The organism is Aquabacterium sp. A7-Y (assembly GCF_026153205.1).
In the GTDB taxonomy this organism is placed as follows: Bacteria; Pseudomonadota; Gammaproteobacteria; order Burkholderiales; family Burkholderiaceae_C; genus Caldimonas.
In genome coordinates, this window is sequence record NZ_JAPFBW010000048.1 from 1 (window position 1) to 22,748 (window position 22,748).

A 22,748-nucleotide genomic window follows, 5' to 3' on the forward strand; every position below is an offset into this window, starting at 1 on the left:
TTCGTGCTGCACACACGCCGGGCCAATCTGTCAGGCCTGATGCAGCGGCTCAACGGCATCTACACGCAGGGCTACAACCGTCGCCACGGCAAAGTGGGGCATGTGCTGCAGGGCCGATTCAAGGCGATTCTGGTCGACCGCGACAGCTACTTGCTGGAGGTCTGTCGCTACGTGGAGCTGAATCCTGTCAGGGCCGGCCTGGTGGAGCAGGCAGGCCACTGGCCGTGGTCCAGCTACCGGGCGCATTGCCTGCAGTGCAACTCGCCGCCCTGGCTCGATACCGATGGTTTGCACGGTTATGTGTTGGCGCGTGAAGCGAGCACGCTGGCGCTCAAACGCCGAGCAGCACGGCGTTATGCCGACTTGGTCGCTGCGGCTCGCGATGTGCGGCTGTGGGAGCAGAGCCTGCAGCGGCAGATCTATCTTGGTAACGACGACTTCGTGGCACGCATGCAGGTGATCGTCGCGGGAACGCCACGGCTTGATCAAGCGCGCGACATCGCCAAGGTTCAGCGACGCAGCGAAGGCAAGACGCTGCGGCAGTACGTTGCCGAAGCGGCAACGCGCGAAGAGGCGATGTGGCTGGCACATGCGCGCTCCGGGCTGACGATGACGCAGATCGGTGAGGAACTGGGGCTGTCGACGGCACGGGTCAGTCAGCTGATCAAGCGTTATGAGCAGGGGCGTGGCACTTAAAATTTAACGCCTGGCCCCCAGTCGCCGATCCGTTCGGTGCGTGTCATCGAGGCCCTCAGCCGGCTTGTGAGCGAGCGCGGAGCGCCGAGATACTTGCGCAGCGACAACGGGCCAGAGTTCGTCGCGACAGCACTGCTGAAATGGGTTGTGGACCAAGGGATCGAAACCGCGCTGATCGAGCCGGGCAAGCCGTGGCAGAACGGCACCACTGAGAGCTTCAACGGGAAGTTGCGCGACGAATGCCTGTCGCTGGAATGGTTCCGCCACCGGCTGGAAGCACGCGTGGTCATCGAAGAATGGCGCCGCCACTACAACGAGGTTCGACCGCATTCAAGCTTGGGGTACAGGACGCCCCTGGAATTCGTCCGACAATCAGCCCCGCAAGGGAAACACGTCGAAGCCAGAGTCAACCCTCCAGTGGTCTGAAGAAGCCGAGCAGGTCAGCCTGACCCCGTCAGCGTGTGTGACCCCGTCAGCGTGTGTGACCCCGTCAGCGTGTGTGACCCCGTCAGCGTGTGTGACCCGTCAGCGTGACCGGTGTGACACTTAAGATTTAAGGCCTGACCCCGTCAGCGTTTACTGATCAAGGCGGTGTAGGTGGTGACGGTGCTGATCTGGTCGCGGAAGTCGTAGGCGTAGTCGGTGCGCTGCCCGGCGCTTTTGTTCAAGCCCGGGGTCCAGGCCTGCAGGTCGGCCAGCGTCGTGGCGCCGCTGTACAGGCTGGCGTGCTGCAGGGTGCTGGCGCGCCGGCCGTGGCTGTTGTATTGGTGCTCGGTGACCCGGCCGTCGGCGTTGACGACAAAGCGCAGGTGCAACTGGCCGTCGTAGACGTAGTGGGTGGTGACGGGGTCGCTGGGCAGCAGCGCGCCGGCGCCGTCGGGGTCGGGCTGGCGGTAGCGGGTTTCGCTCAGCAGTTCGTTGCGGCTGCCGTAGCTGCGCTCGATGACGTTGCCGATCGGGTCGCGCTCGTAGGTGCGGTTGCCGTTGGCGTCGTAGCCATAGGTGGTGGCGTAGGTGCTGCCTCGCGGGTTGGCAGCGCTGATGACGTTGCCTTCGAGGTCGTAGCCGAAGGTCGTCACCAAGTTGACCGCGCCCACCGCCGGCGCCTTGATGCTTTTCAGCAGTCTGTTGCTGGTCCAGTACGCGACTTCCGTGACCTGCCCGAGCGCGTCGGTGACCTTGGTCACGCCCGCCGTGCTGTAGTCGAAGCTGGTGACACGCACCTCGCTGCCGACGGTCTCCTTGACCGCACTGACCCGCCCGCTCGTGTCGTAGTCGAAGTCGAGCTTGCTGCCGTCGCTCTGCGTCAGCGTGTTGAGGCGCCGCGAGGTGGCGTCGACATAGGTGTAGGTCGTGACGTAGGTGGCGCCGTCGGCGATGGCGTTGTCGCTGGGGCTGAGGTCGACCGTGACGCTGGTGAGCCGGTTGACGCTGTCATAGCCGTAACGCACCCGCGTCAGCGAGCCGTCGGTCTTGACCGTGCGGATCTGCGCGATGTTCGCGGTCTTGCCCGTCGTCGTGTCGTAGTCGATATAGACGGTCTCGCCGCTGGCGGTCTGGATCTGGCTGACGAGGCCGGAGGCGTTGTAGCCAAGGGTCAGGGCCTTGCCGTCGAGGTCGGTCACGCTCTTGAGCCGCGCCTCACCGATCTCCGCCAGATCCACCACCTCGTAGACCTCGCGCACCTGACTGTCGCCGTCGGTCCAGGTCCAGCTGGTGCCGTTCCAGGCCAGCGTGTCGTGGGCGCCGCCACCTTCGGTGGTGACGTAGGCGGCACGCGCCGCGTCGTACGTGTAGAGGGCTTCGGCCCCGTCCTCGCCGATGCGCCGCACGGTGCTGCCGGCCGTGTTGACCGTGCCGGTCAAGCCGCTGATGCGCCGGCTCAGGCCCAAGCGCCAGTTGTCGCCATTGTCGTCGTCCAGCGCGCCCAGGCTGTTGTAGGTCCGCAGGATGGCGGCGTCCGGACCCGCGCTCACCAGCCATTCGTCGCGCTGCTGCACCACCAGGTTGCCCGTGCCGGCGTTGACGTACACCTGCTCGCCCGAGCGCCCTTGCGCGGCCTGGCCGACCTGTCCCCCTGCTCCGATCAGCCCCAGCGAGCTGTTGGACACACCCAGACCCTGGCCCGAAACGATTGCCGTCATCTTCCGACTCCCTCACCCACACCCGCGCTTGCGGGCTACTGCACTTGCTTGGTTTTAGGGACCGGCGGGCGGGCTGCACTTGGCCCTACCTGCCAGCCATCACAACTGGCGCGGCGCTCAGGGCGCCGCTCTCCGGGTGTTTATCCAGAGCGGAAGGCAAAGGTTTAGGAGACCCCCCTTATTCAGGGGGGCAAGGGGACGATGACCAGGCGGCAGCACGACGCATCAAGCCGGAAGGCAATGCGAGGCAGCCATACCACTTTCTTCTTGCTGGCAGGAAAGTTGGGCCAATAAGTCTATGTCGCCGTTTTGCTTTTTCCAGGGCCGCCTGGCATATGAAATACCACTGCAATACCAATAGTTGCACCTGGTATGGTCTTCAGCCTGCATGATCCCGCAGTCGGATGCGGACCTCGTTCGTGGCAGCGGCCGTGCCGACCTCTCCGGCGCAAGTGGCGCCCGACACCAGCCGAGGACAACCAGCACATGACACCCCAATCCCTCCCCACGCCTTCCGCCCGCTCCGCCCGCCTGGCCCGCCTGTTCGCTGCCGCGGCACTCGCGGGCAGCGTGCTCGCCGCCCAGGCTGCCCCGCTGTGGCAGGAAGGCCAGAGCTACAACGCCGGCACCGTCGTGACCTACAACGGCCACGACTACCGGGCCCATGTCACGCATACCGCCCACCCCGGCGCCGGCTGGAACCCGGTCGCCACACCCAGCCTGTGGAAGGACCTGGGCCCGACCTCCGGAGCACCGGCGCCCACCCCGACGCCCACACCCGCGCCGACACCGACCCCCACGCCTGCGCCAACCCCCACCCCGGCTCCGACACCTACCCCCACTCCTGCCCCCAGCCCCGGCCCGGCACTGCCCAAGCACGTGGTGGTCGGCTACTGGCACAACTTCGACAACGGCACCGGCACGATCCGGCTGCGCGACGTGCCCGACGAGTACGACATCATCAACGTCTCCTTCGTCGAGGGCGACCGCTCGGCCCCCAACGGCACCGCGATCTTCGTGCTCGACAAGGCCTTCAACGAGGCCGAATTCATCGCCGACATCAAGGCCAAGCAGGCCCAGGGCAAACGGGTGCAGGTCTCGCTGGGCGGCGCCAATGGCGTGATCATCCTCGACACGCCGGCCGCCCGCGACATCTTCATCCGGACGATGGGCGAGATCATCTCGAAGTACGGCTTCAATGGCATCGACGTCGACATCGAGAACAACCTGACCATCGGCGCCGGCGAGGACTTCCGCAACCCGCAGACGCCGCAGGCCGTGAACCTGATCGCCGGCGTCAAGGCGCTCAAGGCGCGCTTCGGCAAGGACTTCAGCGTCACGATGGCGCCCGAAACGGCCTACGTGCAGGGCGGCTACGGCGCGGCCGGCGGGCCCTGGGGCGCCTATCTGCCGATCATCCACGGGCTGCGCAACGAGCTGACGATGCTGCACGTGCAGCACTACAACACCGGCAGCATCACCGGCCCCGACGATCGCGCCTACAGCCAGGGCACGGTGGACTTCCAGGTCGCACTGACCGACATGCTGCTGACCGGCTTCAACATCAACCGCGACCCGAACAACTTCTTCCCGCCGCTGCGGGCCGACCAGGTGGGCTTCGGCGTGCCGGCCACCAGCGGCGCGGCGCCTGCGGGGGGCTACATCTCGGTGGCCCAGACGCAGCAGGCGCTGGACTGTCTGATGAAGCTGGTGAACTGCGGCAGCTACAAGCCGCGCACCGCGCAGCCGAACCTGCGCGGCATCATGACCTGGTCGATCAACTGGGACCGCAGCAACGGCTACGCCTTCGCCAAGGGGCACCGCGCCTACTTCAACCGGCAGCCCTGAGCGCGCTGGGGAAGGCTGGCCCCGCCCGGGGCCACCTCCCGCTTCAAGACCTCAGCCAGTCGACGATGGCCGGCCCCCAATAGTCTTTGGTGAAGTGGTACGTGCCGAGCAGCACGAAGCTGGTCGCAGCAGCCAGCACGACGGCGGCCGCGGTCTTCACGGCGGGCGGCGCCGAGGCCTTGCGGGCCCGGATGAAAGCCTCGACCAGCAGCAGGTTCGGCAGGTAGAAGAAGAAGGCCATCACCACGTCGAAGCGGCCGGTGAAGTCGTCGGTGTGGCCGGCGCCACCGGTGGCCACCATCCAGAAGCCGTACTCCATGCGGTACAACCAGGAGCCGATCGCCAGCGCGAACAGGCGCAAGGCCCAGGCGCGGTGCAGTTCGAAGCGCCGCGCCCGCGCGTGGCGCCAGGCCTGTGCGGCGGCCCACACCATCAAAGCACCGTACAGCGAAAACCCCAGGTCCATCGGCAGCCCGCCGACCGTTCCCTTCATCGCAATAAAACCGAGCCCTCCGAGGCCGGCCAACAGCGCCGCGCTCGCGTACAGACGCCCGATCCAGCGGTGCACCGCCGGATAGCGGGTGCGCAGCGCGCCGATCAGCTGGACGGCGCCGAGCACCAGGATCAGGCCACCGGCTCCGAAGTGCAGGCCGATCGCCAGGGTCGCGGCCGGTGTGGCGGGTTCGTACAGCCGGGGCAATATCCTGTTCCAGCGCGCCATGTCGCCATCCGACGCGGCGGCCGCGTAGAAGGCGAGGATGTACAGCCCGAAGAGCAAGGCACTGCCCATCGACGTCAGCGACAGCGCGGTGCCGCTCCAGCGCAGCGCCACGCCGGCTGCCGAGGCCCGGGGAAGGCCGTGAACAACGGCGTCGAACGATCCTGACCCTGCCATCCCCTGCCTCTCGTGTCGTGTCCCGGTCGAGGCCAATTATCTGCGCGGGCACCGATGCCGAGAAGCCCGCGGACGTGCGCCGCGTTCCGCACCTGACCTCAGGGGCCGCAGCCGAGCGGAGCGCGCGCTTCCTGGCCCTCAGGGCCGGCCCTGCATCACCCGTCCGACCCAGCCCTCGACCTTGAGCTTCTGGAAAGCCGCCCGGGTGCGCTCCACCACCTGGTCCGGGGTCGACATGCCGTAGGCCATGTACAGGCTGGCCGTCAGTTCGTCCAGCGTCAAGACGCGCTCCAGGTCGGCACAGTTGACGCCGGCCTCCTGGCACAGCGACAGCGCGTCGTTCTCCGGCAGCGGGATGAGCTGGATCTGCCGGCTCACCAGCTTGCGGAAGTTGTCGATGTTGTGTGCCGAGACCACGACCTTGGCAAAACCGCGGCTCTTGAGGTACTGGTGCCTCAGGTCGTCGCGGACCACGCCGACCGAGTAGCTGCGTGCGTCCTGCAGGCTGCTCACCACCACGTCCTTGCGCTCCTTGAGCTTGTAGAGGTGGTACTGCATCTTCATGAACTCGCCCACCCACTTGAAGCCCAGCTCGCGCTCGGGCGTGCGCGCGATCATGTAGATCAGCACGTTGGGCTGGTTGCGTGCCTGGTCGTAGGCACGTGCCCAGGGATAGAGGTTCAGGCGGTAGTCCAGTCCGGCACGCTGCAAGGTGGCCTCGACGACCTCGGTCGCCGGGCCGCTCACCTTGCCGTCGCGCAGGTAGCTGTAGGACGTCGCCTCGGTGACCGCCTGCACGGTCTGGGCTTGCGCGCCCAGGCCAGCCTGCATCGCCAGCAGCACCACCAGGAGAAATCGCTTCATCGTCCACCTCCTCGAGCTTCTCATGACGCCACCCGGTTGCGGCCGTCCCGCTTGGCTCGGTAAAGCGCCTCGTCGGCGTGCTGCAGCAGGACGTCGAAGCGGTCCATCGTGACCTCGTCGAACTGCGCCACCCCGACACTCAGCGTCACGTACGGCGCCGCCTCGGACCCCTTGTGCGGAATCTGCCGCTGCGCCACCGACAGGCACAGCCGCTCGCCGAGTGCCACGGCGCCGGCGCTGTCCACGCCCGGCAGCAGCACGGCGAACTCCTCGCCGCCTATGCGTGCCGGCAACTCGCCGGCACGGCTGAAGTTCTGCTTCAACACCTCGGCGACCGCCTGCAGGCAGCGGTCGCCGCTCGCGTGGCCGTAGGCGTCGTTGAAGCGCTTGAAGAAGTCGACGTCGCACAGCAGCACCGACAGCGGCTGCTGCGAACGGCGCGCGCGCCGCAGCTCGACATCCTTCATCTCGTCAAAGTGGCGCCGGTTGGGCAAGCCCGTCAGCGGGTCGCAGCGCGACAGCTCCTCCAGGCGCGCGATGGCCGATTCGAGCTCCTTGGTGCGGTCATGCACCAGTTCGGCCAGCCGGTCGCGGTGGGCGGCCAGCTCGCGCTCGTACTGGCGTTGCCGCGCCAGGTAGTCGTAGAGGCTGCCTTGCAGGTGGTTGACCCCCTCCTCCAGCCGGCTCAGCTCGTCGCGCCGCGGCGGGCGCTCGAGTTTCACGAAGTCCTGCAGCGTGTCGGGCGACATGGCGGCCAGGTGCCGCGCGATGTGCTTGACGTGCACCGTCACCGAGCGGTTGAACATCCACATGATCAAGCCGGCCAGCAGCAGCGACTGGATGATCTGGGTGATGACGATGCTGGTGACCTCGGCCTGCAGCCGCTTCCACAGTACCCGCTCGTCGCCGTCGAGCGTCAACTCGCCGACCGGTTCGCGGGCACCTTCATACGGCTCGTAGCTCAGGGTCCGCTGCAGCGAGGGCATGCGGGCCGATCGTGTCCAGCCGGACTGGCGGTGGTCCAGCACCTCGGGCGGCCGGTTGGCCTGGCGGATCTTCAGCTCCACACGGCCCACCGAGGCCACCTGCGCGGCGCTGGCCAGGTGGGTGCGCAGCGCGTCGCGGTCCATCTCCCAAATCGCCTTGGCGAGCGTGCGCTCGAACACCTTGTCGATCTGGGCCAGCTCCTGGCGCATCGCGTCGACCGTGGCATGCCAGGCCGACCAGGTGCGCACGGCCACCGTCACGAGCGTGAACACCAGGCAGAAGCCGATGGTGCCCAGCGCCACCTGACGCCCGAGCGAGCCGCCTCGCAAGGAGCGCGCGAGCTTGCGGCAGACGTCCCGGGCTACAGCCATTTCCGTTTCAGGGCCTCGTACTTGCCGCTTTTCTTGATGGCGTCCAGCCCCTTGCGGAAACGCTCGACGACGGTGTCCGAGGTCTTGGGGCCGAAGGCCATGTAGAGCCCGTCGCTGCCACTGAGCTCGGGCAGGTAGAGCACACGCGCCAGCACCTGGTCCGGGTTGTCACCGGCGCGGCGCGCCAGGTAGCGTGCCACCAGGTCGTTGGCCACCCACAGGTCGACACGGCCCCGCTTGAGCTTGTCGTAGTTGAACTCGTACTTGTTGCTCGACTGCAGGTTCTTGCCGATCACGAACCCGCGCGAGACCAGGAACTGCTCGCCGGCGTCCTCGTTGACGGTGGCGACCTGGTACTTCTTGGCATCGTCCAGCCGTTCGATGCGGATGCCGCCCTCGCGCGCAGCGAACAGCGACCAGTCCGACGGCGCCACCGCGCCGACCCACTTGAACAGCTTCTCGCGCTCGGGCGTGCGGGCGATCGAGTAGATCAGCACGTTTTCCGTGTTGCGGGCGATGTCGTAGGCGCGTGCCCAAGGCATGGACTGGATGCCGGCCTGCACGCCGATCTCCTTGAGCACGGCTTCCACCACTTCGGTGCTGAAGCCGGTCACCTTGCCTTTTTCCGTGAGGTTGTAGGGCGGGAACTCCTCGGTCACGACCCGGATCTCGCCCGCGTTTGCGCTCACGCCGCCGACGAACAGCAGGCAGGCCGCCAGAAGGACGGCATACGCCGCGCCGGAGCGAGTCCGCAGGAGCTGCAGGCAGGAGATCTTGTTCACCATGGCGTCGTGTCCGTTCTGGGCGCCTCCCGGCCGCCGAGGTACGGCCGGTATCGCAGGAACAGGAAGGCGGCACGCGTCGGTCGCGCGCGCTTTTTTCCTCTCCTGCCTTATCGGATGCCGGCGTGCGGAATTGAGCCAACAAAGTCACGGACTGCGGCGAAACCTGGCCCAGCCCCCCGGTCCCCGTGCCCACCGGGGGGCACCGGCGGCAGGCATCCGGCTTGCCGCTACCCGGCCATGGGCCGGTTGCAATGTCGCGCCGGCGCCTTGGCAGGAGCAAACGAATGGCACAGACACGCAACACCCCCTCGCAACACGGCGGCACCGACAGTCAGGGCTCACGCGGCGGCAGCCTGACCGGCTCGGCCAGCCCGCATACCGGCCTGGGCGACCAGCGCGCCCCCGAGCCGGCCGCCCCGGGCGCGGACGCCGACGAGCGCGGGTCACAGCATTCGTCGCAGGGACTGGCCGGCGCGCAAGGCAGCGGCGGCGGCGCCGAACGCGGCATGCAGCAGGACCGCGACCGGGGCGCCCGGGGTGGCAAGTCGCACTGAGACCGGTGCCCCTTGCGGCCAAGGTCGGTGCGCTAAGCGGGTGAACCCGCGGCGGCGCGCGCCTCGGCCAGCTCGGCATACCAGGGCAGGCACTGCGGGTTGGCCATGGCCTCGGGGTTGACGACCTTGGCGAGCGGCTGGCCCAGCAGTAGCTTCTTGATCGGCACCTCCTGCTTCTTGCCCGAGAGCGTGCGCGGGATGGCGGGTGCCTGCAGGATCTCGTCGGGCAGGAAACGCGGCGACAAGGCGCTGCGTATCGCCGCCCTCAACCGCGTGCGCAGGGCCTCGTCCAGCACCTCACCCTCGCGCAGCACGACAAACAGCGCCATCCAGCTCTCGCGCCCGAGGTACTCCAGGTCGACCACCATCGAGTCCATCACCTCCGGCAGCGCCTCGACGGCGGCGTAGATTTCGCTCGTGCCCATGCGCAGGCCGTGGCGGTTGATGGTCGCGTCGCTGCGGCCGTAGATGATGCAGCCGCCGTCCGCACCGATCCGGAGCCAGTCGCCGTGCCGCCACACGCCGGGGTAGACGTCGAAGTAGCTCGACAGGTAGCGCGCCTGGTCCTCGTCGCCCCACAGATAGAGCGGCATCGACGGGATCGGGCGCGTACAGACCAGCTCGCCCACCTCGTCCACCACCGGCTGCCCCTGCTCGTTCCAGGCCTCCACCGCACAGCCCAGCTGGCGGCATTGCATCTGCCCGGGCACCTGGGGCAGCTCGCGGTGGCCGCCGATGAAAGCGCCACAGAAGTCGGTGCCGCCCGAGATATTGCACCACCAGATGTCGGGCCGGCCCAGGCCCTCGAACTGGTCGCTGCCCCAGCGCTGCACCTCCTCGGACAAGGGTGAGCCGGTGCAGCCCAGCGCCCGGATGCGCGAGAGGTCGCCGCAGTCGCCGAGCTGCAGGCCGGCCTTCCTGCAACTCGTGTAGAAGGCCGCCCCGGCACCGAAAAACGTGACCCGGTGACGCGCCGCGAAACGCCACAGGGTGCTCCAGTCGGGATGCTCCTTCGAGCCGCTGGGACTGCCGTCGAAGAGGCAGGCCGTGGTGCCGCCAAGCAGTCCGTTGACCTGGCCGTTCCACATCACCCAGCCGGTGGAGCTGTACCAGTGGTAGCGCTCGCCGCGGCTGTTGGGCGTGTAGCTGCAGCCGATGTCGTTGTGCAGCCCGCAGGCCGCGCTGGTCAGCAGGATGCCGCCGTGGCCGTGCACGATGGCCTTGGGCAAGCCGGTGGTGCCGCTCGAATAGACGATCCACAGCGGGTGGTCGAAGGGCAGCCATTCGGGCTCGAAGGCCGCGGTCGCCGCGTCGTCGCGCGACACCGCCCCGGCAAAACAGGCATCGGCGTCCAGCCGGCCGGCCGCGTAGGGCGTCTCGAGCACGACCAGGCGCGAGACGCTGGGCAGCGCCGCCCGCAGCTCGCGCACCACCGCGCTGCGGTCCATTGCGCGCCCGGCATAGTGCACCCCGTCGGCGGCGATCAGCACGCGCGGCTCGATCTGGCGGAAGCGGTCCGCCACCGCCTGCGTGCCCATGTCGGGCGAACACACGCTCCACACTGCGCCCAGGCTGGCACAGGCGAGGAAGGCGACCACAGTCTCGGGCAGGTTGGGCAGCCAGGCCGCGACCCGGTCGCCGCGCTGCACACCCAGCTCGCGCAGGCACAAGGCCAGCGAGGCCACCTGGCGCCGCAGCTCGGACCAGGACAGCTCGCGCACCTGGCCCAGCTCGTTGTCGCTGACGATGGCCGGCACACCCGCCGCATGCGCGGCATCGACGTGCCGCAGCACCCGCTGCGCATAGTTGACCTGGGCCCCCGGGAACCACACGGCGCCCGGCATGCGGGCTTGCGCCAGCACCGCGCCGTGGAGGGTCGGCGACTGCATCTCCTCGTAATCCCACACGCTCTGCCAGAAGGCGTCGAGGTCGGTGACGGACCAGCGCCACAGCGCCTCGTAAGAGGTGAAGGACAGCCGGCGCTGCTCGCGCAGCCAGTCCTGGTAGAGACGCATCCGGGGACGGTAAGGAGGAATGTTTTCCATGCCAGGCAGCCTATAGTCGTCCTTGGCAGGACGCCCTCGGGATTTGTACGGCACGATCCCGCGCTCACGCACGTCCGCCGCCCTGTCCTTCTGCACCGCGGGACGGCAGGTGTCGGGCTGGCGCTGCCGTCAGAACAAGACAAGGAGACATGCCATGGCGGTCGACCACGAGGTCCGCGGCGAGGTCGTGGTGATCCGGCTGGCACCGCCGCCGGAGCCGGGAGCACCGACCCGTCGGGCCGTCGCCACGGCGCTGGCCGCGGCGGAAGCGAACCGGGGGGTGCGGGCCATCGTGCTGCTCGCCGACGAGGCCGCCTGCCTCGACCTCGACGAGGGGGGTCCCGGCGGACACGCCGCCAGTCTCGCGGCCCTGGCGCTGGCGATCGAGAACGCCCGCAAGCCGGTGGTCGCCGCCCTGCACGGCAGGGCCGTCGGCCCCTGGTTCGAACTGGCGCTCGCCTGCCACGACCGCATCGCGGCGCCGGGCTGCGAGTTGGGGCTCGACGAGGTCCGCCTCGGCGGCCTGCCGTCAGCCGGGGGCACCCAGCGGCTGCCGCGGCTGGTGGGCGTGGAGCCGGCCCTCAACATGATCCTGAGTGCCCTGCCGGTCAGCAGCGAGGCCATGATGACCTTGCCGCGGCAGGCGCTGCTGTGCCGCCTCGCGAGCTCGCCCGACACCCTGGTCGACGAAGCCCTGGCCCGGGCCCTGGAACTCGCCGCATCAGCCGCGTTCAGGCGCACCTGCGACCTGCCCTGCCGCCACCCGATGCGCGAGGCCTATTTCCAGTTCGCCCGCAACATGACGCGGCCGCGACCGCAGCCCACCCCGGCCGCGCTGCTGGCGATCGACGCGGTCGAGGCCGCAACCGGCAGCAGCTTCGCGCTCGGCCTGGCCGAGGAGCAGCGGCTGGCCGCCCAGCTGATCGGGACGCCGGCATGGCGCGCGCTGCACCACGCGGCCCGCGCCGAGCGGCTGGCCGCAGCCCTGCCCGACATGCCGGCCGACATGCCGCGGCGCAGCATCGCCGCGGTGGCCGTCATCGGTGCCGGCCTCCCGGGCGAGGACATCGCGGCGACCTTCCGCGACGCCGGCGTCCCGGTCACGCCGGTCGACCTTCAGCAACTGTGCGCGGCACCGCAGCCGGCCGACCTCGCCCGGGCCGACCTGGTGATCGAGGCAGTGCCGGAGGATGCGGGGGCCCGGGAAGCACTGTTCCGACATCTGGGCGAACTGGTGCAAGCCGGCACCATCCTGGCCGTCACCACCCCGGCCCTCGATCTCGACGCCGTCGCCGCCTTGACGCGTCGGCCGCAGGACGTCGTGGGCCTGCACTTCTCCAGCCCGGCTCGCCGCACGCGTTTGCTGGAGGTGGTGCGCGGGCGGGACACGGCACCGGATGTGATCGCCCCCCTGCTCACACTGGCGCGCCGCCTCCGCAAAACCGCGGTGTTCTCCAGCGGCGGCGGGGACGGCATCAGTGCACGGCTGCTCGAGCACTACGGCCGGCAGGTCAACTTCCTGCTCGCCAGGGGCACCTCGCCGCAGCAGCTCGACCGCGCCCTCGAGGCCTTCGGTTTCGGGATCGGGCCCTGCCGCGTCAGCGCAGACGAGCCGGGCCTCCGCGGCACCGCTGCCCGCACCGTGATGGGTCCGCAGCCACGCCCGGCGCCCGACGAGGAGCTGGTCGACCGCCTGCTGTTCGCGCTGGTCAACGAAGGCGCCCGGATGCTGGAGGAAGGCAGCGTCGCGCGCGCCAGCGACATCGACCTCGTCTGCGTGTGCGGCCACGGCTTCCCGGCCCACCGCGGCGGCCCGATGTTTCATGCCGACGAAGTGGGCCTGCACACCGTGCTGCAGGCGATGCGGCGCTTCCAGTGCCACCCTGCCGACGACGCCGCGTATTGGGAGCCGGCCCCCCTGCTGGCGCGCCTGGCGGCCGGAGGCCAGACCTTCCACCCGCAGCCGCGTGCCTGAACCGCGCCGGCCCGGCTGCGACAAGCGCATGCCGCCAGCCCCGGACCCCGCATGCGTGACATGCCGCGGTTTCGCTCGCACGCCGATTGCTTGTTGGGCTGGGCCCCTCAAGACCGAAAGCCCGGAGCGTTTCGAGCCGCCATGGACGAGTTTCTTCCGAGCGAACTGCAGGCGCTCCTCGCAACTGCACGTGCGGTGGCGGAGGAGACCCTGCTGCCCGAGGCCGACAGCGTCGACCGGGACTGCCTTTGGCCGGCGGCCGGGCTGCAGGCGCTGGCCGCAACCGGCCTCGCCGGCCTCACGGTACCGAGCCGGCTGGGCGGGCTGGGGCAGCGCCTGCTCGGACTGGTCGCGCTGACCGAGGTGTTGGGCCAGTCGTGCGCCTCCACCGCGATGTGCTACGCCATGCACTGCGTGGCGACCGCGGTGATCGCCGCCAAGGCGACCCGCTTCCACGAAGAGCACTACCTGAGGCCCATCGCGGCGGGCCGGCATCTCACCACCCTGGCGCTGTCCGAAACGGGCACCGGGGCCCACTTTTTCTTGCCCCAGACCAGGCTGGAGCCGCGCGGTGACAGCTTCGCGGTGAACGGCACCAAGCAGTTCGTCACCAATGGCGGCCAGGCCGACTCCTACGTGGTGTCCACCACCGCGGGCAGCGAGACGGCCGAGGGCGACTTCAGCTGCGTGGTGGTCGACCGCGACACGCCGGGCATGAGCTGGGGCGCACCCTGGCGGGGGCTGGGCATGCGCGGCAACGCCTCCCGCAGCCTGACCTTAGAGAACGTGGTGCTGCCGCGGCACCACCTGCTGGGGCGCGAAGGCGACCAGGCCTGGTATGTGTTCGAGGTCATCACGCCGTACTTCGCGCTGGCGATGGCCGGCACTTATCTCGGCGTGGCCGGCGCCGCGCTGGAGGCCGCGGTGCAGCACCTCAAGACCCGCCGCTATGCCCACTCGGGGCAGGCAGTGGCCGAGATCGAGGTGCTGCAGCACCGCATCGGCCAGCTCTGGACCGGCTGGCAGAAGACCCGGCTGCTGGTCTACCACGCGGCCCGGCTCGGCGACCTCGGCGACCCCAGCGCGCTGACGGCCATCCTGGCCTGCAAGGCCGATGCGGCCAACACCGCGGTGACCCTGGTCAACGAAGCCATGACCCTGTGCGGGGGCATGGCCTATCGCGAAAACAGCACCCTGTCGCGCCTGCTGCGCGACGCACGCGCGGCCCATGTGATGTCACCCACCACCGACATGCTCACGGTCTGGACCGGCCGCACCGTGCTGGGCCTGCCGCTGCTCTGAGACCGATGGACGCCCAACTGGTGGTCGTGACCGGCGAGCGCGTCGACACCCGGGCGCTGTCCCTGCGCGAACGCCTGCTGCAGCAGGCCCGCGAACTTGGCGCCACCGCGGCCCAGGCGGACTCGGTGGAGGCGGCGTCGCAGCAGGTGCGTGCCGCCGAGGCCCTGGGCCGGCCCAGCGTGGTCGTGCTAGGCCCGTGCGTCGAGCACCCCGCGCGCCTGGCGCGCCGGCTGAGCGCGCAGCACCCCGAGCTGCGCTACGTCTTCGCGCTCGACCCCGGTCGGGAGCAGGCGGTGCGGCGCGAGCTGCTGTTCTCGGCCCCGCCCGGCGGCCGCTGGACCGCCCTGGCGGCCGACAGCCCGGCACTGGCCGAGCACCTGGACCAGGCGCTCGCCGCATGCGCCCAGCAGCAGCGCAGCCGTACCACGCTGGAGCGCCTGCGCCTGCGCCTGGCCGGACGGCCGCCGCTGAGCAGCGCGGAGCACCGGCGCCTGGTGGTGTCCGACCACTACCTGGCCGGCGTGCTCGCGTGTGCCCACGACGCCATCGTCTCGCTGGATCTCTCGGGCGCCATCGTGTCATGCAATGCCGCGGCCGAGCGGCTCTTCAAGCTCGAACACCTGGAGGCCGAGGGCCTCGACCTGGCCTCGCTGTTCGACGTGCCCGCCTCACTGCAGCTGACGCTGCAGGCTGCCACGCGCGGCAGCCCGACGCGTGGCGAATTCGTGCTCGACGAGGCGCGCGGTGCACGGGTCGTCGCTACCGCCTTCACGGCCTTCCGGGACGAGCGCGACCAGATCCTCGGGGTGGTTGCGATCCTGCGCGACATCACCTTGCAGCGCGAGGCCGAGGCGCGCAGCCGCGAGCTCAACGAGCGCCTGGTCACGACCTTGGAAAGCATCACCGACGGCCTCTACACGCTGGATCGCGACTGGCGCTTCACCTATGTGAACCGGCGCGCCGAGGAGCTGCTGCGACGCGACCGCGCCAGCCTGCTGGGCCGCTCGATCTGGGAGGAGTTCGCGCCGGCGCTGGGCAGCGCGTTCGAGGCCGAGTACCGGCGTGCCTGCCGGGAGCAGCGGGCGAGCACCTTCCGCGCCTTCTACGCGCCGCTGGACGGCTGGTTCGAGATGACCGCCTACCCCTCCGAGCAGGGCCTTGCCGTGTACTTCCGGGACGTCACGGAGGCGCTGCAGATCGAGCAGGCCCAGCGGGCGCAGCTGGCCGCCGAGGCCGCCAGCCGCACCAAGAGCCAGTTCCTCTCGCGCCTGAGCCACGAGATGCGCACGCCGCTGAACGCCGTGCTCGGCTTCGCGCAGTTGCTGGCGCTGCACGCCGGCGATCCCGAGGGCCTGGACGCCCGCAGCCAGCTCAGCTACGCGAACCAGATCCGGCGCGCCGGCCTGCACCTGCTGGCGCTGGTCAACGACGTGCTCGACATCCAGCAGGTCGAGGAAGGACGGCTGTCGCTGAGCCCCGAGCCCATCGAACTGGCCGAAGCGGTGGATACCACCACCGAGCTGCTGTTGCCCTTGGCCGAGGCGCACCGGGTGGCGACCTTCAACGAGGTGCCCCCGGGCGTGGCCGTGGTCGCCGACCGGGTGCGGCTGCGGCAGGTGATGATCAACCTGGGCGGCAACGCCGTGAAGTACAACCACGAAGGCGGGACCGTGCGCTGGCAGCTGGCGCGCGACCCGGCGCGGGCCGACCGCGCCACGCTGTGCGTGGTGGACAGCGGCCCCGGCATGTCGGCCGAGCAGCTGGGGCGGCTGTTCCAGCCGTTCGAGCGGCTCGGCAAGGAAACCGGCGACATCGAGGGCACCGGCCTCGGGCTGTTCGTCTCGCGCGGCATCGTCGAGCAGATGGGCGGCAGCCTGCGCATCGAGAGCGAGCCCGGCCGCGGCACCCGCGCGCTGGTCGAGTTGCCGCTATGGAGCGGCGGCGCCGGGGAGCTGCCGACCGCCCTCAACACCGCCCCGGGCGAGCTGCTGCCCTTCCGTCCCGCCGCCGCGCCAGGCGCCGGGGCCGACGGCGTGCGCAAACGGCTGCTTTATGTCGAGGACAACCGCGTCAATGCCATGCTGTTCGAAGCCGCCATGCGGCTGCAGAGCGATGTGGAACTGCGCGTCGCGGAAAACGGCGCCCAGGGCCTGGAGATCGCCGCCCACTGGATCCCCGACGTCATCGCTCTGGACGCCAACCTGCCCGACACCAACGGATATGAGCTGCTGATGCGGCTGCGGCAGCTGCCGCCGCTGCGCGAGACGCCGGCCTTCATGTGTTCGGCCGATGCGATGCCGGAGGACTTGCAGCGCGCCCGGCGGGCCGGCTTCGTCGGCTATTGGACCAAACCCATCGACATCGAGCAGGTGCTCGGCGACATCGAGACCGTCTGCGGCGAAGGCGCGGGGCCGCCGTCCTGAGGCCGCACCGCGTGTCTGCCGTGCTGCTGCCGCAAAGCACGGTAAAGGCACCGTAAAGCTTCGGTAAAGCATGACACCCGAGCGGCAGTCGGCGCGTTGTGGAGGCAAGGCCTGTTTCCCGGGCCTGCAAGGAGAAACTGATGAATGCTCGTGCCCTCTTCGCCAGCGCTGTCCTCGCCCTCGGCGGACTGGCCGCCGTCCCGGCTCAGGCCGGCGACATCCGCTGGTCGGTCGCCGTGCACGGCCCGGGCGTGACGACGACGGTCGGCAATGCCCGCCCGGTGGTGGTCCATGCGCCGCCGCCCCAGGTCTGGGTGCACCCGGTGCGCTCGCGCCGCGGCGACCACGGCCATCACCATCATCACCGCGGCCGCTGGGTGCATCACGATCACCGCGGCGGCCACGACCACCATGGCTACCATGGCCACCATCGTCACCATGACCACCACGGCCACGGCGACCACCGCGATGGTCACGACGGTCACGGCTGGCACCGTCGTTGAGCGGCCGGGCGCGGGCCGCCGGCGCTGACGCCGCGACCGGCGCCCTCCCCGCGCGGCTTGTGGCAGCATGACGGGTGATGCTTGATGTTGTTGTCTTCTTTTTCCTGCTCGGTGTCGTGGCCCGGGTGGCCGGCTCGGACCTGCGGCTGCCCGAGGCGCTGTACGAAACCCTGTCCATCTACCTGCTGCTGGCCATCGGCCTCAAAGGCGGCATCGAACTGTCCAGGGAGCCGTTCGCGGCGCTGATGCCCCAGGTGCTCGGCGCGATGCTGCTGAGCTTCACGATTCCCCTGCTGCTCTACCCGGTGCTGCGCGCGCTGCGCCTGAGCGGGCCCGATGCCGCTTCATTGGGCGCCCACTACGGCTCGGTCAGCGTCGTGACTTTCGCGGTGGTGACGGCCTCCCTGGTGCGCCAGGGCATCGGCCATGAAAGCCATGCGGCGCTGTGGGTCGCGGTGATGGAGGCACCCGGCGTGGTGTCGGGCATCCTGCTGGCGCGGCTGTCCCGGCTCAAGGAGGTGCGCTGGGGCGCGCTGCTGCACGAGGTGGCCTTCGGCAAGAGCGTGCTGCTTCTGCTGGGCGGCATCCTGATCGGCGCGCTCGCCGGCGAGGAGGGCACGGCGCCGATCCGGCCGCTGTTCATCGACCTGTTCAAGGGGGTGCTCGCCCTCTTCCTGCTGGAGCTGGGCCTGGTGGCGGGGGCACGGCTGGCCGAGGTGCGGCGCTTCGGCGCCACGGTGCTGGCGGTCGGCCTGCTGGTGCCGCCGGTGCTGGCGCTGCTCGGGGCGCTGGCCGGCTGGGCCCTCGGACTGTCCACCGGCGGCGTCGCGGTGTTTGCGACGCTGGCCGCCAGCGCGAGCTACATCGCGGCGCCGACCGCGATGCGGCTGGCGGTGCCGGAAGCCAACGCCGCGCTGTCCATCACCGCGGCGCTGGGCATCACCTTCCCGTTCAACATCGTGGTCGGCATCCCGCTGTACATCCAGCTCGCGCAGGCGCTGACCCACTGACCGCCGAGGAGCATCGATGGCCCTGACCAAACACCCGCGCCAGCTGCTGGTCATCATCGCCGAGGCGGCGCTGGAGAAGTCGCTGGTGCGCGACGTCAAGCGCCTGGGCGCACACGGCTACACGGTCTACGACGTACGCGGCGAGGGCGCGACCGGCGTGCGTGAAGGCGCGTGGGAGGCCGACCGGACGATAGAGATGAAGGTGATCTGCGAGCCGGCGGTGGCCGACCAGATCGCCCAGCACGTGCTGGCGCAGTACGCGCCGCACTACGGGTTGACGATGTTTTTCACCGACGTGCACGTGCTCCGGCCGGAGAAGTTTTGAAGCCGGGTCGCGGCCGCCCGAGGCGCTCGCCCTGTACGCGAGCTGCGGCTACCGCCCCACGCCGGCGTTTCCAGCCGACCGCGTCCCGATTGCATCGTGCGAAACGTCATCTCTAGGAAGATGGCAGGCGGCTGGACCTCGGTTTCAAGTGCGGGCGTGCCCCGACAACAGAACAGCCGAATGGTGCAAGCCGGCAGATTTGCTAGAAGGGTATTCAGCTGCTTGCAAGGAAACAGGCCACGTCGTAAGGTGACCCCGCACCTTTGACCAAGACATTGCAGTGCACCGAAAGGTCCGACTGCCCGGGCCCGGGTCGTGACCCCGGCGCACTGATCTCACCGCGGGGAGCGGAGACACGATGCCGCATCGAAAAGCACGCCGGGAGCGTGAACTGCAGCCACGGGGGTTGCGACATGCCTTGTGGGTCGCCCGCGTCGCTTCGGCGACCATCGCGCCCGCGTTCGACCTGCCGGCGTGGCGCCGGCGCGGTGAGCCGCCCTATGATCCGGAGGCGGGTCGTGCCGGCGACCGGACTTCCCGGCTCATCCCGTCCACCTGGCAACCGGCATTGACGCTCGAACACCTTGCGGCGTGGCAAGGCGGCCTGTTCTGGTCGGTGGCCGGCCCCTGCCCCGAGGAGCAGTTCGGACAGCTCGCTCACGGCGGCACCGGTTGAGTGCCGCGCCGGAGGCCGCAGCGATCCGGTCGGTCATGCCGCCGGCGGCTCCGCCTGCCCCGCCACCTCGGCGGGCCACTCGCCCTCGTCTGCGGGCAGCAGCAGGCACACCGTGCTGCCGCGGCCGGGCTGGCTCTCCATCAGCGCCAGGCCGCCGGCCGCGGTGCAGAAACGCTGCACCTGAGCGAGCCCCAGCCCCGCCGTTGCGGGACCGGGGCGTGTGGTCCAGAAAGGGTCGAACACCCGTGCCAGGTGCTCGGCCGGCACGCCCCGGCCGGTGTCCCTGACGGCGACCTCGATCCACTCGCCGCCGCGGCCGGCGAGCCGCCGATCACCGGGCTGCACATTGCACACCGTGATGACCACCCGGCCCGGCGTATCCATCGCTTCCCCGGCATTGAGCACAAGGTTGCGCAGCGCCGCCTCCAGCGCCTGCGGGTCGGCGCGCACCGGTCTCACATGCGGGTCGATATAGACGTCCAGCCGCGCCTGTCCTGCAAGCAGCGGCGCCAGCCGGGGCAGCAGCTCGGTGAGCATCTGCCGGGTGTCGATGCGGCAGGCCGGCCCCTGGCCTTCGGCCGAGAGGCTCCGCAGCTGCTGTGCCAGGTGGCCGCCCTGGTTGACCACGTCGACCAGCCGTGCCAGCGGCCGCCCGGCCGCCGGCTGGCTGCGCAGCTGGACGTGCAGCACATGCACGTCGGTCGCCACCTTGACCATCAGCTCGTGCAGGGAGCGCGCCAGCGCGCCGAAGGCGAGCTCGTCCGGCGGCGCGGCGGCCTCGCCCTGCCGCTGCGCCAGTCCGCGGCGCAGTGCCCACAGAGTCCACAGCAGCGCACTGCTGAGCAGCAGCGGCACGAGCAGGGCCTGCCAGCCGCTTGCGCTCAGCTGCCGCCACCACTCGGCGCGCCAGGCGAGCTGGTCGTGACTCACCAGCACATACAGCGGAAAGCCCTGCACCTTGCGAAAGCTCATGCGACGGTCGGCGCCGTCCAGCGGCGAGACGCCACGAAGGCTGCCGCTTTCCCCGGCGCAGCGCAGGAACTCGAGCAGGCCGCTCTCGGCCTCCAGCTGCAGGCGGGTGTTCAGGCGCGGACGCCGGGCAACCACCGAGCCGTCGTCATGCAGCAGGGTCACCGCGTGGCCCGGGGGAAGGTCCGGCAGGCCGCGAAGGAAGGCGTCGAAGTAGGCCGCCGGCAAGGTCGCGGCCGCCACGCCGAGGTAGCGGCCCTTTGCATCGACCCGCCGTGCGCTCATGCGGATCAGCCAGTCGTCGCCCGGCCCGGGCGTCAAGGCCACCCGGGGACCCGCCGCCTCCAAGCCTGCGCGGCGGGTCGCGTCGGACGGCGCCTGCAAGCCGCTGGAGACCAGCAAGCGCCCCTCGGCATCGAACACGTTCAGCGCTGCGGCTGAATCGCTGTCGCGGGCCAGGTGTGCCAGCCGGGCCCGCAAGGGTGAGCTCTGGCTGCGGATCGCGACATCGCCCATCCCGCCGACCAGCTCCAGCGTCTGCTGCAACAACACCTGGTGCGTCTCCAGCACCCTCAGCGCGTTCTCACGCACCAGCCCGGTCAGGCGCTCCAGGCGCTCCTGCAAGGCCCGCTCGGTGCTGCGCGAGGTCTGCCAGGTCAGCACGCCGAACAGGCTGACGGGCAACAGGAGGGCCAGCAGGCAGGCCTGCCGCAGCCGGGCAGCGGCGGAACCGAACGAGAACGGGAAGTTGGGGTGACGCCCGGGGGGCGGAGGCGAAGCCGGACGACGACGGAACATGCGGAAGACAGCGGCAGCGGCGAGAGAGGGAAGGCCCGAGCATCCTCCTGGGGACGCGCCCGCGCGCGCGGCCGGCCTTGAATTGCGCAAGGCCGCAGAGGGCCCGCAAGCATCGAGAAGGGGATTATCAAAAAGTCCGGCTGGTCGCGGAAACCTGTCAACCCACGCAGGCTCCGAGGCCTGCCCTTCAAGCGGCCGGCGTGCCGTCGAGATGCCGGCCGACCAGGGCCGCCATGTCGAGCGAGACGCTGTCGCCCTGCGCGGCCAGGCCGGCCACGACACCTCGCTTGTCAGCCTCGGTGCGGTTCTGGCTCACCTTCCACTTGCCCATCATCCGGGTGATCGGGATCTCGATGCCGACGATGGCTGCGAGCAGTCGCTCGGTGAAGTCCGCCGGTGCGTCGGCGAGTGTCCAGGGCAGCTCGCGCCCGGCCTCGTGTTCGTCGGTGAGCCGGGCCAGGTGCCGCAGCAGCCACTCGCGGTCCTCGACAACGCGGGGCCGGCCGTGAACGTGCACCACCGCGTAGTTCCAGGTCGGCACCGCCTTGCCGTGTTCCGCCTTGCCGGGATACCAGGAGGGCGAGATGTAGCGGTCGGGGCCGTGGAACACGACCAGCGCATCGCCCCCGGCCGCGCAGGAACGCCACACCGGGTTGGCGCGCGCCACATGGCACAGCAGGGTGCCGTGCTCGCCGCGCCCGGCGTCGAGCAGGAAGGGGACGTGGTTGGCGAGCAGCCCGTCGTCCGAGTGGCTCACCCAGGTGCCCAGCGGATAGGCCCGGATCAAGGCCTGCAGGACGGCGGGATCGGACTCTTCGTGGAACTTGGGAACGTACATGCGCACTCCGGAGACGAACGGAACGACGAACAAAAGGAGGCCGGATTGTGCGGCCTCAGCCGGCAAATTCCATGAAAACGCGCTCTGCGGTTTCGGACGTCACCCGGAAACCCAGCCTCTCGTAGAAGGCCCGGGCCGGATTGACCCTCAGCACGCGCAGCCGCAGCGGCAGGCCGTGGCGCTGCGCATCGTCCTGCAGCCCCCGCACCAGGCGCCCGCCTATGCCCTGTCGCTGCCAGGCCGGCAGCAGGAACAGCTGCTCCAGTTCCAGATGGGTCGCGAAGCGGTCGAGTCGCAGCAGCCCGATGCGCTGCCCCTGCGCCTCGACGATCTCGGACCGCCCCGCGGCCGCGTCGGCGGCGACCGCCTCGCGGGCCTCCCGTTCCAGCCAGCGGCCCCAGGTGGCCACAGCATGACCGCGCATCGTGTCTTCGAGGACCTGGTAGGCGAAAGCGGCGTCGGCCGCCGTGGCCGGCCGGCGCATCACGGAAAGCGACATGTGGCAAGGCCCGCCGGGCGCGCGGCAGGGCAAGTGGTTCTGTCAGGGACCGAAGCATAGCCCCCCGCGCAGGCCACCTGCTTTCGATGTGAAGCAAGGCCTCGCGCCGTCGGCGCTTGCGCAGCGCGGCAACGCTTCACCTGTGAACCAGCCCCGAGTAAGTCCCGATCCCGCCTTCCCCCTTCGGAGGGTTGTGGGCCGACGGCCCAGGGTCTCTCATTGATCTGCGTACCGCCCGCCG

Annotated in this window: 19 protein-coding genes and 1 pseudogene; 11 read left to right on the forward strand and 9 right to left on the reverse strand. The window is 69.9% G+C overall.

Annotated features, from left to right (window positions below):
- Both OOT46_RS28305 and OOT46_RS28310 read left to right on the forward strand, forming a co-directional pair.
- Positions 1-696 (forward strand): helix-turn-helix domain-containing protein (locus OOT46_RS28305; RefSeq protein WP_265406972.1); only part of this gene is annotated, 696 nt, incomplete at its 5' end.
- Positions 697-723: 27 nt separating this feature from the next.
- Positions 724-1,122, forward strand: a pseudogene (locus tag OOT46_RS28310) (integrase core domain-containing protein); the annotation flags it as partial.
- Positions 1,123-1,265: 143 nt separating this feature from the next.
- On the opposite strand, the gene OOT46_RS28315 reads toward OOT46_RS28310, so the two are convergent.
- Positions 1,266-2,840, reverse strand: a complete 1,575-nt coding sequence (locus tag OOT46_RS28315; RefSeq protein ID WP_265406973.1) for a hypothetical protein — start codon at positions 2,838-2,840, stop codon at positions 1,266-1,268.
- Positions 2,841-3,326: 486 nt separating this feature from the next.
- Here OOT46_RS28315 and OOT46_RS28320 point away from each other — a divergent pair, with 486 nt between their 5' ends.
- Entirely contained in the window at positions 3,327-4,688 is a 1,362-nt protein-coding gene (locus tag OOT46_RS28320) for a chitinase (protein WP_265406974.1), read from the forward strand.
- Between the two features lie 43 nt (positions 4,689-4,731).
- Here OOT46_RS28320 and OOT46_RS28325 read toward each other — a convergent pair whose 3' ends face one another.
- The 4 genes from OOT46_RS28325 to OOT46_RS28340 all read right to left on the reverse strand — a co-directional run bounded on the left by OOT46_RS28325 (position 4,732) and on the right by OOT46_RS28340 (position 8,590).
- Positions 4,732-5,583 carry a DUF2306 domain-containing protein gene (locus OOT46_RS28325; RefSeq protein ID WP_265406975.1) on the reverse strand — a complete coding sequence of 284 codons (852 nt, stop codon included), beginning with the start codon at positions 5,581-5,583 and terminating at the stop codon, positions 4,732-4,734.
- Between the two features lie 138 nt (positions 5,584-5,721).
- Positions 5,722-6,447 carry a substrate-binding periplasmic protein gene (locus tag OOT46_RS28330; RefSeq protein ID WP_265406976.1) on the reverse strand — a complete coding sequence of 242 codons (726 nt, stop codon included), beginning with the start codon at positions 6,445-6,447 and terminating at the stop codon, positions 5,722-5,724.
- Positions 6,448-6,467: 20 nt separating this feature from the next.
- Entirely contained in the window at positions 6,468-7,805 is a 1,338-nt protein-coding gene (locus tag OOT46_RS28335) for a diguanylate cyclase (RefSeq protein WP_265406977.1), read from the reverse strand.
- Positions 7,796-8,590, reverse strand: coding sequence for a substrate-binding periplasmic protein (locus OOT46_RS28340; protein ID WP_265406978.1), 795 nt, complete (start codon positions 8,588-8,590; stop codon positions 7,796-7,798). Before OOT46_RS28340 ends, OOT46_RS28335 begins: the two co-directional genes overlap by 10 nt.
- Before the next feature lie 284 nt (positions 8,591-8,874).
- On the opposite strand from OOT46_RS28340, the gene OOT46_RS28345 reads away from it, so the two are divergent.
- A complete protein-coding gene (locus tag OOT46_RS28345) occupies positions 8,875-9,144 on the forward strand; it encodes a hypothetical protein (RefSeq protein ID WP_265406979.1) in 270 nt (89 codons plus the stop codon).
- Positions 9,145-9,176: 32 nt separating this feature from the next.
- On the opposite strand, the gene OOT46_RS28350 is transcribed toward OOT46_RS28345, so the two are convergent.
- The gene (locus tag OOT46_RS28350) at positions 9,177-11,189 is read right to left on the reverse strand and encodes an acetoacetate--CoA ligase (RefSeq protein WP_265406980.1); all 2,013 of its coding nucleotides are present in this window, start codon (positions 11,187-11,189) and stop codon (positions 9,177-9,179) included.
- A 154-nt stretch (positions 11,190-11,343) separates the two neighbouring features.
- On the opposite strand from OOT46_RS28350, the gene OOT46_RS28355 reads away from it, so the two are divergent.
- From OOT46_RS28355 to OOT46_RS28385, 7 genes are all read left to right on the forward strand, one after another.
- The gene (locus tag OOT46_RS28355) at positions 11,344-13,164 is read left to right on the forward strand and encodes a 3-hydroxyacyl-CoA dehydrogenase NAD-binding domain-containing protein (RefSeq protein ID WP_265406981.1); all 1,821 of its coding nucleotides are present in this window, start codon (positions 11,344-11,346) and stop codon (positions 13,162-13,164) included.
- A 141-nt stretch (positions 13,165-13,305) separates the two neighbouring features.
- Positions 13,306-14,466, forward strand: coding sequence for an acyl-CoA dehydrogenase family protein (locus OOT46_RS28360; protein WP_265406982.1), 1,161 nt, complete (start codon positions 13,306-13,308; stop codon positions 14,464-14,466).
- 5 nt (positions 14,467-14,471) lie between these two features.
- Positions 14,472-16,889 carry a PAS domain-containing hybrid sensor histidine kinase/response regulator gene (locus tag OOT46_RS28365; RefSeq protein WP_265406983.1) on the forward strand — a complete coding sequence of 806 codons (2,418 nt, stop codon included), beginning with the start codon at positions 14,472-14,474 and terminating at the stop codon, positions 16,887-16,889.
- Between the two features lie 140 nt (positions 16,890-17,029).
- The gene (locus OOT46_RS28370) at positions 17,030-17,392 is read left to right on the forward strand and encodes a hypothetical protein (protein ID WP_265406984.1); all 363 of its coding nucleotides are present in this window, start codon (positions 17,030-17,032) and stop codon (positions 17,390-17,392) included.
- Between the two features lie 77 nt (positions 17,393-17,469).
- Complete coding sequence (locus OOT46_RS28375; RefSeq protein ID WP_265406985.1) at positions 17,470-18,402, forward strand: sodium-dependent bicarbonate transport family permease; 933 nt, start codon at positions 17,470-17,472, stop codon at positions 18,400-18,402.
- A 16-nt stretch (positions 18,403-18,418) separates the two neighbouring features.
- On the forward strand, positions 18,419-18,727 hold the full coding sequence (locus OOT46_RS28380; RefSeq protein WP_265406986.1) for a P-II family nitrogen regulator: 309 nt from the start codon (positions 18,419-18,421) through the stop codon (positions 18,725-18,727).
- A gap of 358 nt (positions 18,728-19,085) precedes the next feature.
- On the forward strand, positions 19,086-19,403 hold the full coding sequence (locus OOT46_RS28385) for a hypothetical protein (RefSeq protein ID WP_265406987.1): 318 nt from the start codon (positions 19,086-19,088) through the stop codon (positions 19,401-19,403).
- A 33-nt stretch (positions 19,404-19,436) separates the two neighbouring features.
- On the opposite strand, the gene OOT46_RS28390 is transcribed toward OOT46_RS28385, so the two are convergent.
- From OOT46_RS28390 to OOT46_RS28400, 3 genes are all read right to left on the reverse strand, one after another.
- Positions 19,437-21,170 carry an ATP-binding protein gene (locus tag OOT46_RS28390; protein ID WP_265406988.1) on the reverse strand — a complete coding sequence of 578 codons (1,734 nt, stop codon included), beginning with the start codon at positions 21,168-21,170 and terminating at the stop codon, positions 19,437-19,439.
- Between the two features lie 187 nt (positions 21,171-21,357).
- Complete coding sequence (locus OOT46_RS28395; protein ID WP_265406989.1) at positions 21,358-22,008, reverse strand: FMN-binding negative transcriptional regulator; 651 nt, start codon at positions 22,006-22,008, stop codon at positions 21,358-21,360.
- Positions 22,009-22,063: 55 nt separating this feature from the next.
- A complete protein-coding gene (locus OOT46_RS28400) occupies positions 22,064-22,507 on the reverse strand; it encodes a GNAT family N-acetyltransferase (protein ID WP_265406990.1) in 444 nt (147 codons plus the stop codon).
- Positions 22,508-22,748: the final 241 nt, after the last annotated feature.

Coding starts and splice junctions, on each gene's coding strand:
- OOT46_RS28400 (WP_265406990.1), bottom strand. CDS start 22,507: ATGTCGCTTTCCGTGATGCGCCGGCCGGCCACGGCGGCCGACGCCGCT.
- OOT46_RS28375 (WP_265406985.1), top strand. CDS start 17,470: ATGCTTGATGTTGTTGTCTTCTTTTTCCTGCTCGGTGTCGTGGCCCGG.
- OOT46_RS28335 (WP_265406977.1), bottom strand. CDS start 7,805: ATGGCTGTAGCCCGGGACGTCTGCCGCAAGCTCGCGCGCTCCTTGCGA.
- OOT46_RS28340 (WP_265406978.1), bottom strand. CDS start 8,590: ATGGTGAACAAGATCTCCTGCCTGCAGCTCCTGCGGACTCGCTCCGGC.
- OOT46_RS28385 (WP_265406987.1), top strand. CDS start 19,086: ATGCCGCATCGAAAAGCACGCCGGGAGCGTGAACTGCAGCCACGGGGG.
- OOT46_RS28345 (WP_265406979.1), top strand. CDS start 8,875: ATGGCACAGACACGCAACACCCCCTCGCAACACGGCGGCACCGACAGT.
- OOT46_RS28315 (WP_265406973.1), bottom strand. CDS start 2,840: ATGACGGCAATCGTTTCGGGCCAGGGTCTGGGTGTGTCCAACAGCTCG.
- OOT46_RS28330 (WP_265406976.1), bottom strand. CDS start 6,447: ATGAAGCGATTTCTCCTGGTGGTGCTGCTGGCGATGCAGGCTGGCCTG.
- OOT46_RS28395 (WP_265406989.1), bottom strand. CDS start 22,008: ATGTACGTTCCCAAGTTCCACGAAGAGTCCGATCCCGCCGTCCTGCAG.
- OOT46_RS28380 (WP_265406986.1), top strand. CDS start 18,419: ATGGCCCTGACCAAACACCCGCGCCAGCTGCTGGTCATCATCGCCGAG.
- OOT46_RS28390 (WP_265406988.1), bottom strand. CDS start 21,170: ATGTTCCGTCGTCGTCCGGCTTCGCCTCCGCCCCCCGGGCGTCACCCC.
- OOT46_RS28360 (WP_265406982.1), top strand. CDS start 13,306: ATGGACGAGTTTCTTCCGAGCGAACTGCAGGCGCTCCTCGCAACTGCA.
- OOT46_RS28320 (WP_265406974.1), top strand. CDS start 3,327: ATGACACCCCAATCCCTCCCCACGCCTTCCGCCCGCTCCGCCCGCCTG.
- OOT46_RS28350 (WP_265406980.1), bottom strand. CDS start 11,189: ATGGAAAACATTCCTCCTTACCGTCCCCGGATGCGTCTCTACCAGGAC.
- OOT46_RS28325 (WP_265406975.1), bottom strand. CDS start 5,583: ATGGCAGGGTCAGGATCGTTCGACGCCGTTGTTCACGGCCTTCCCCGG.
- OOT46_RS28370 (WP_265406984.1), top strand. CDS start 17,030: ATGAATGCTCGTGCCCTCTTCGCCAGCGCTGTCCTCGCCCTCGGCGGA.
- OOT46_RS28355 (WP_265406981.1), top strand. CDS start 11,344: ATGGCGGTCGACCACGAGGTCCGCGGCGAGGTCGTGGTGATCCGGCTG.
- OOT46_RS28365 (WP_265406983.1), top strand. CDS start 14,472: ATGGACGCCCAACTGGTGGTCGTGACCGGCGAGCGCGTCGACACCCGG.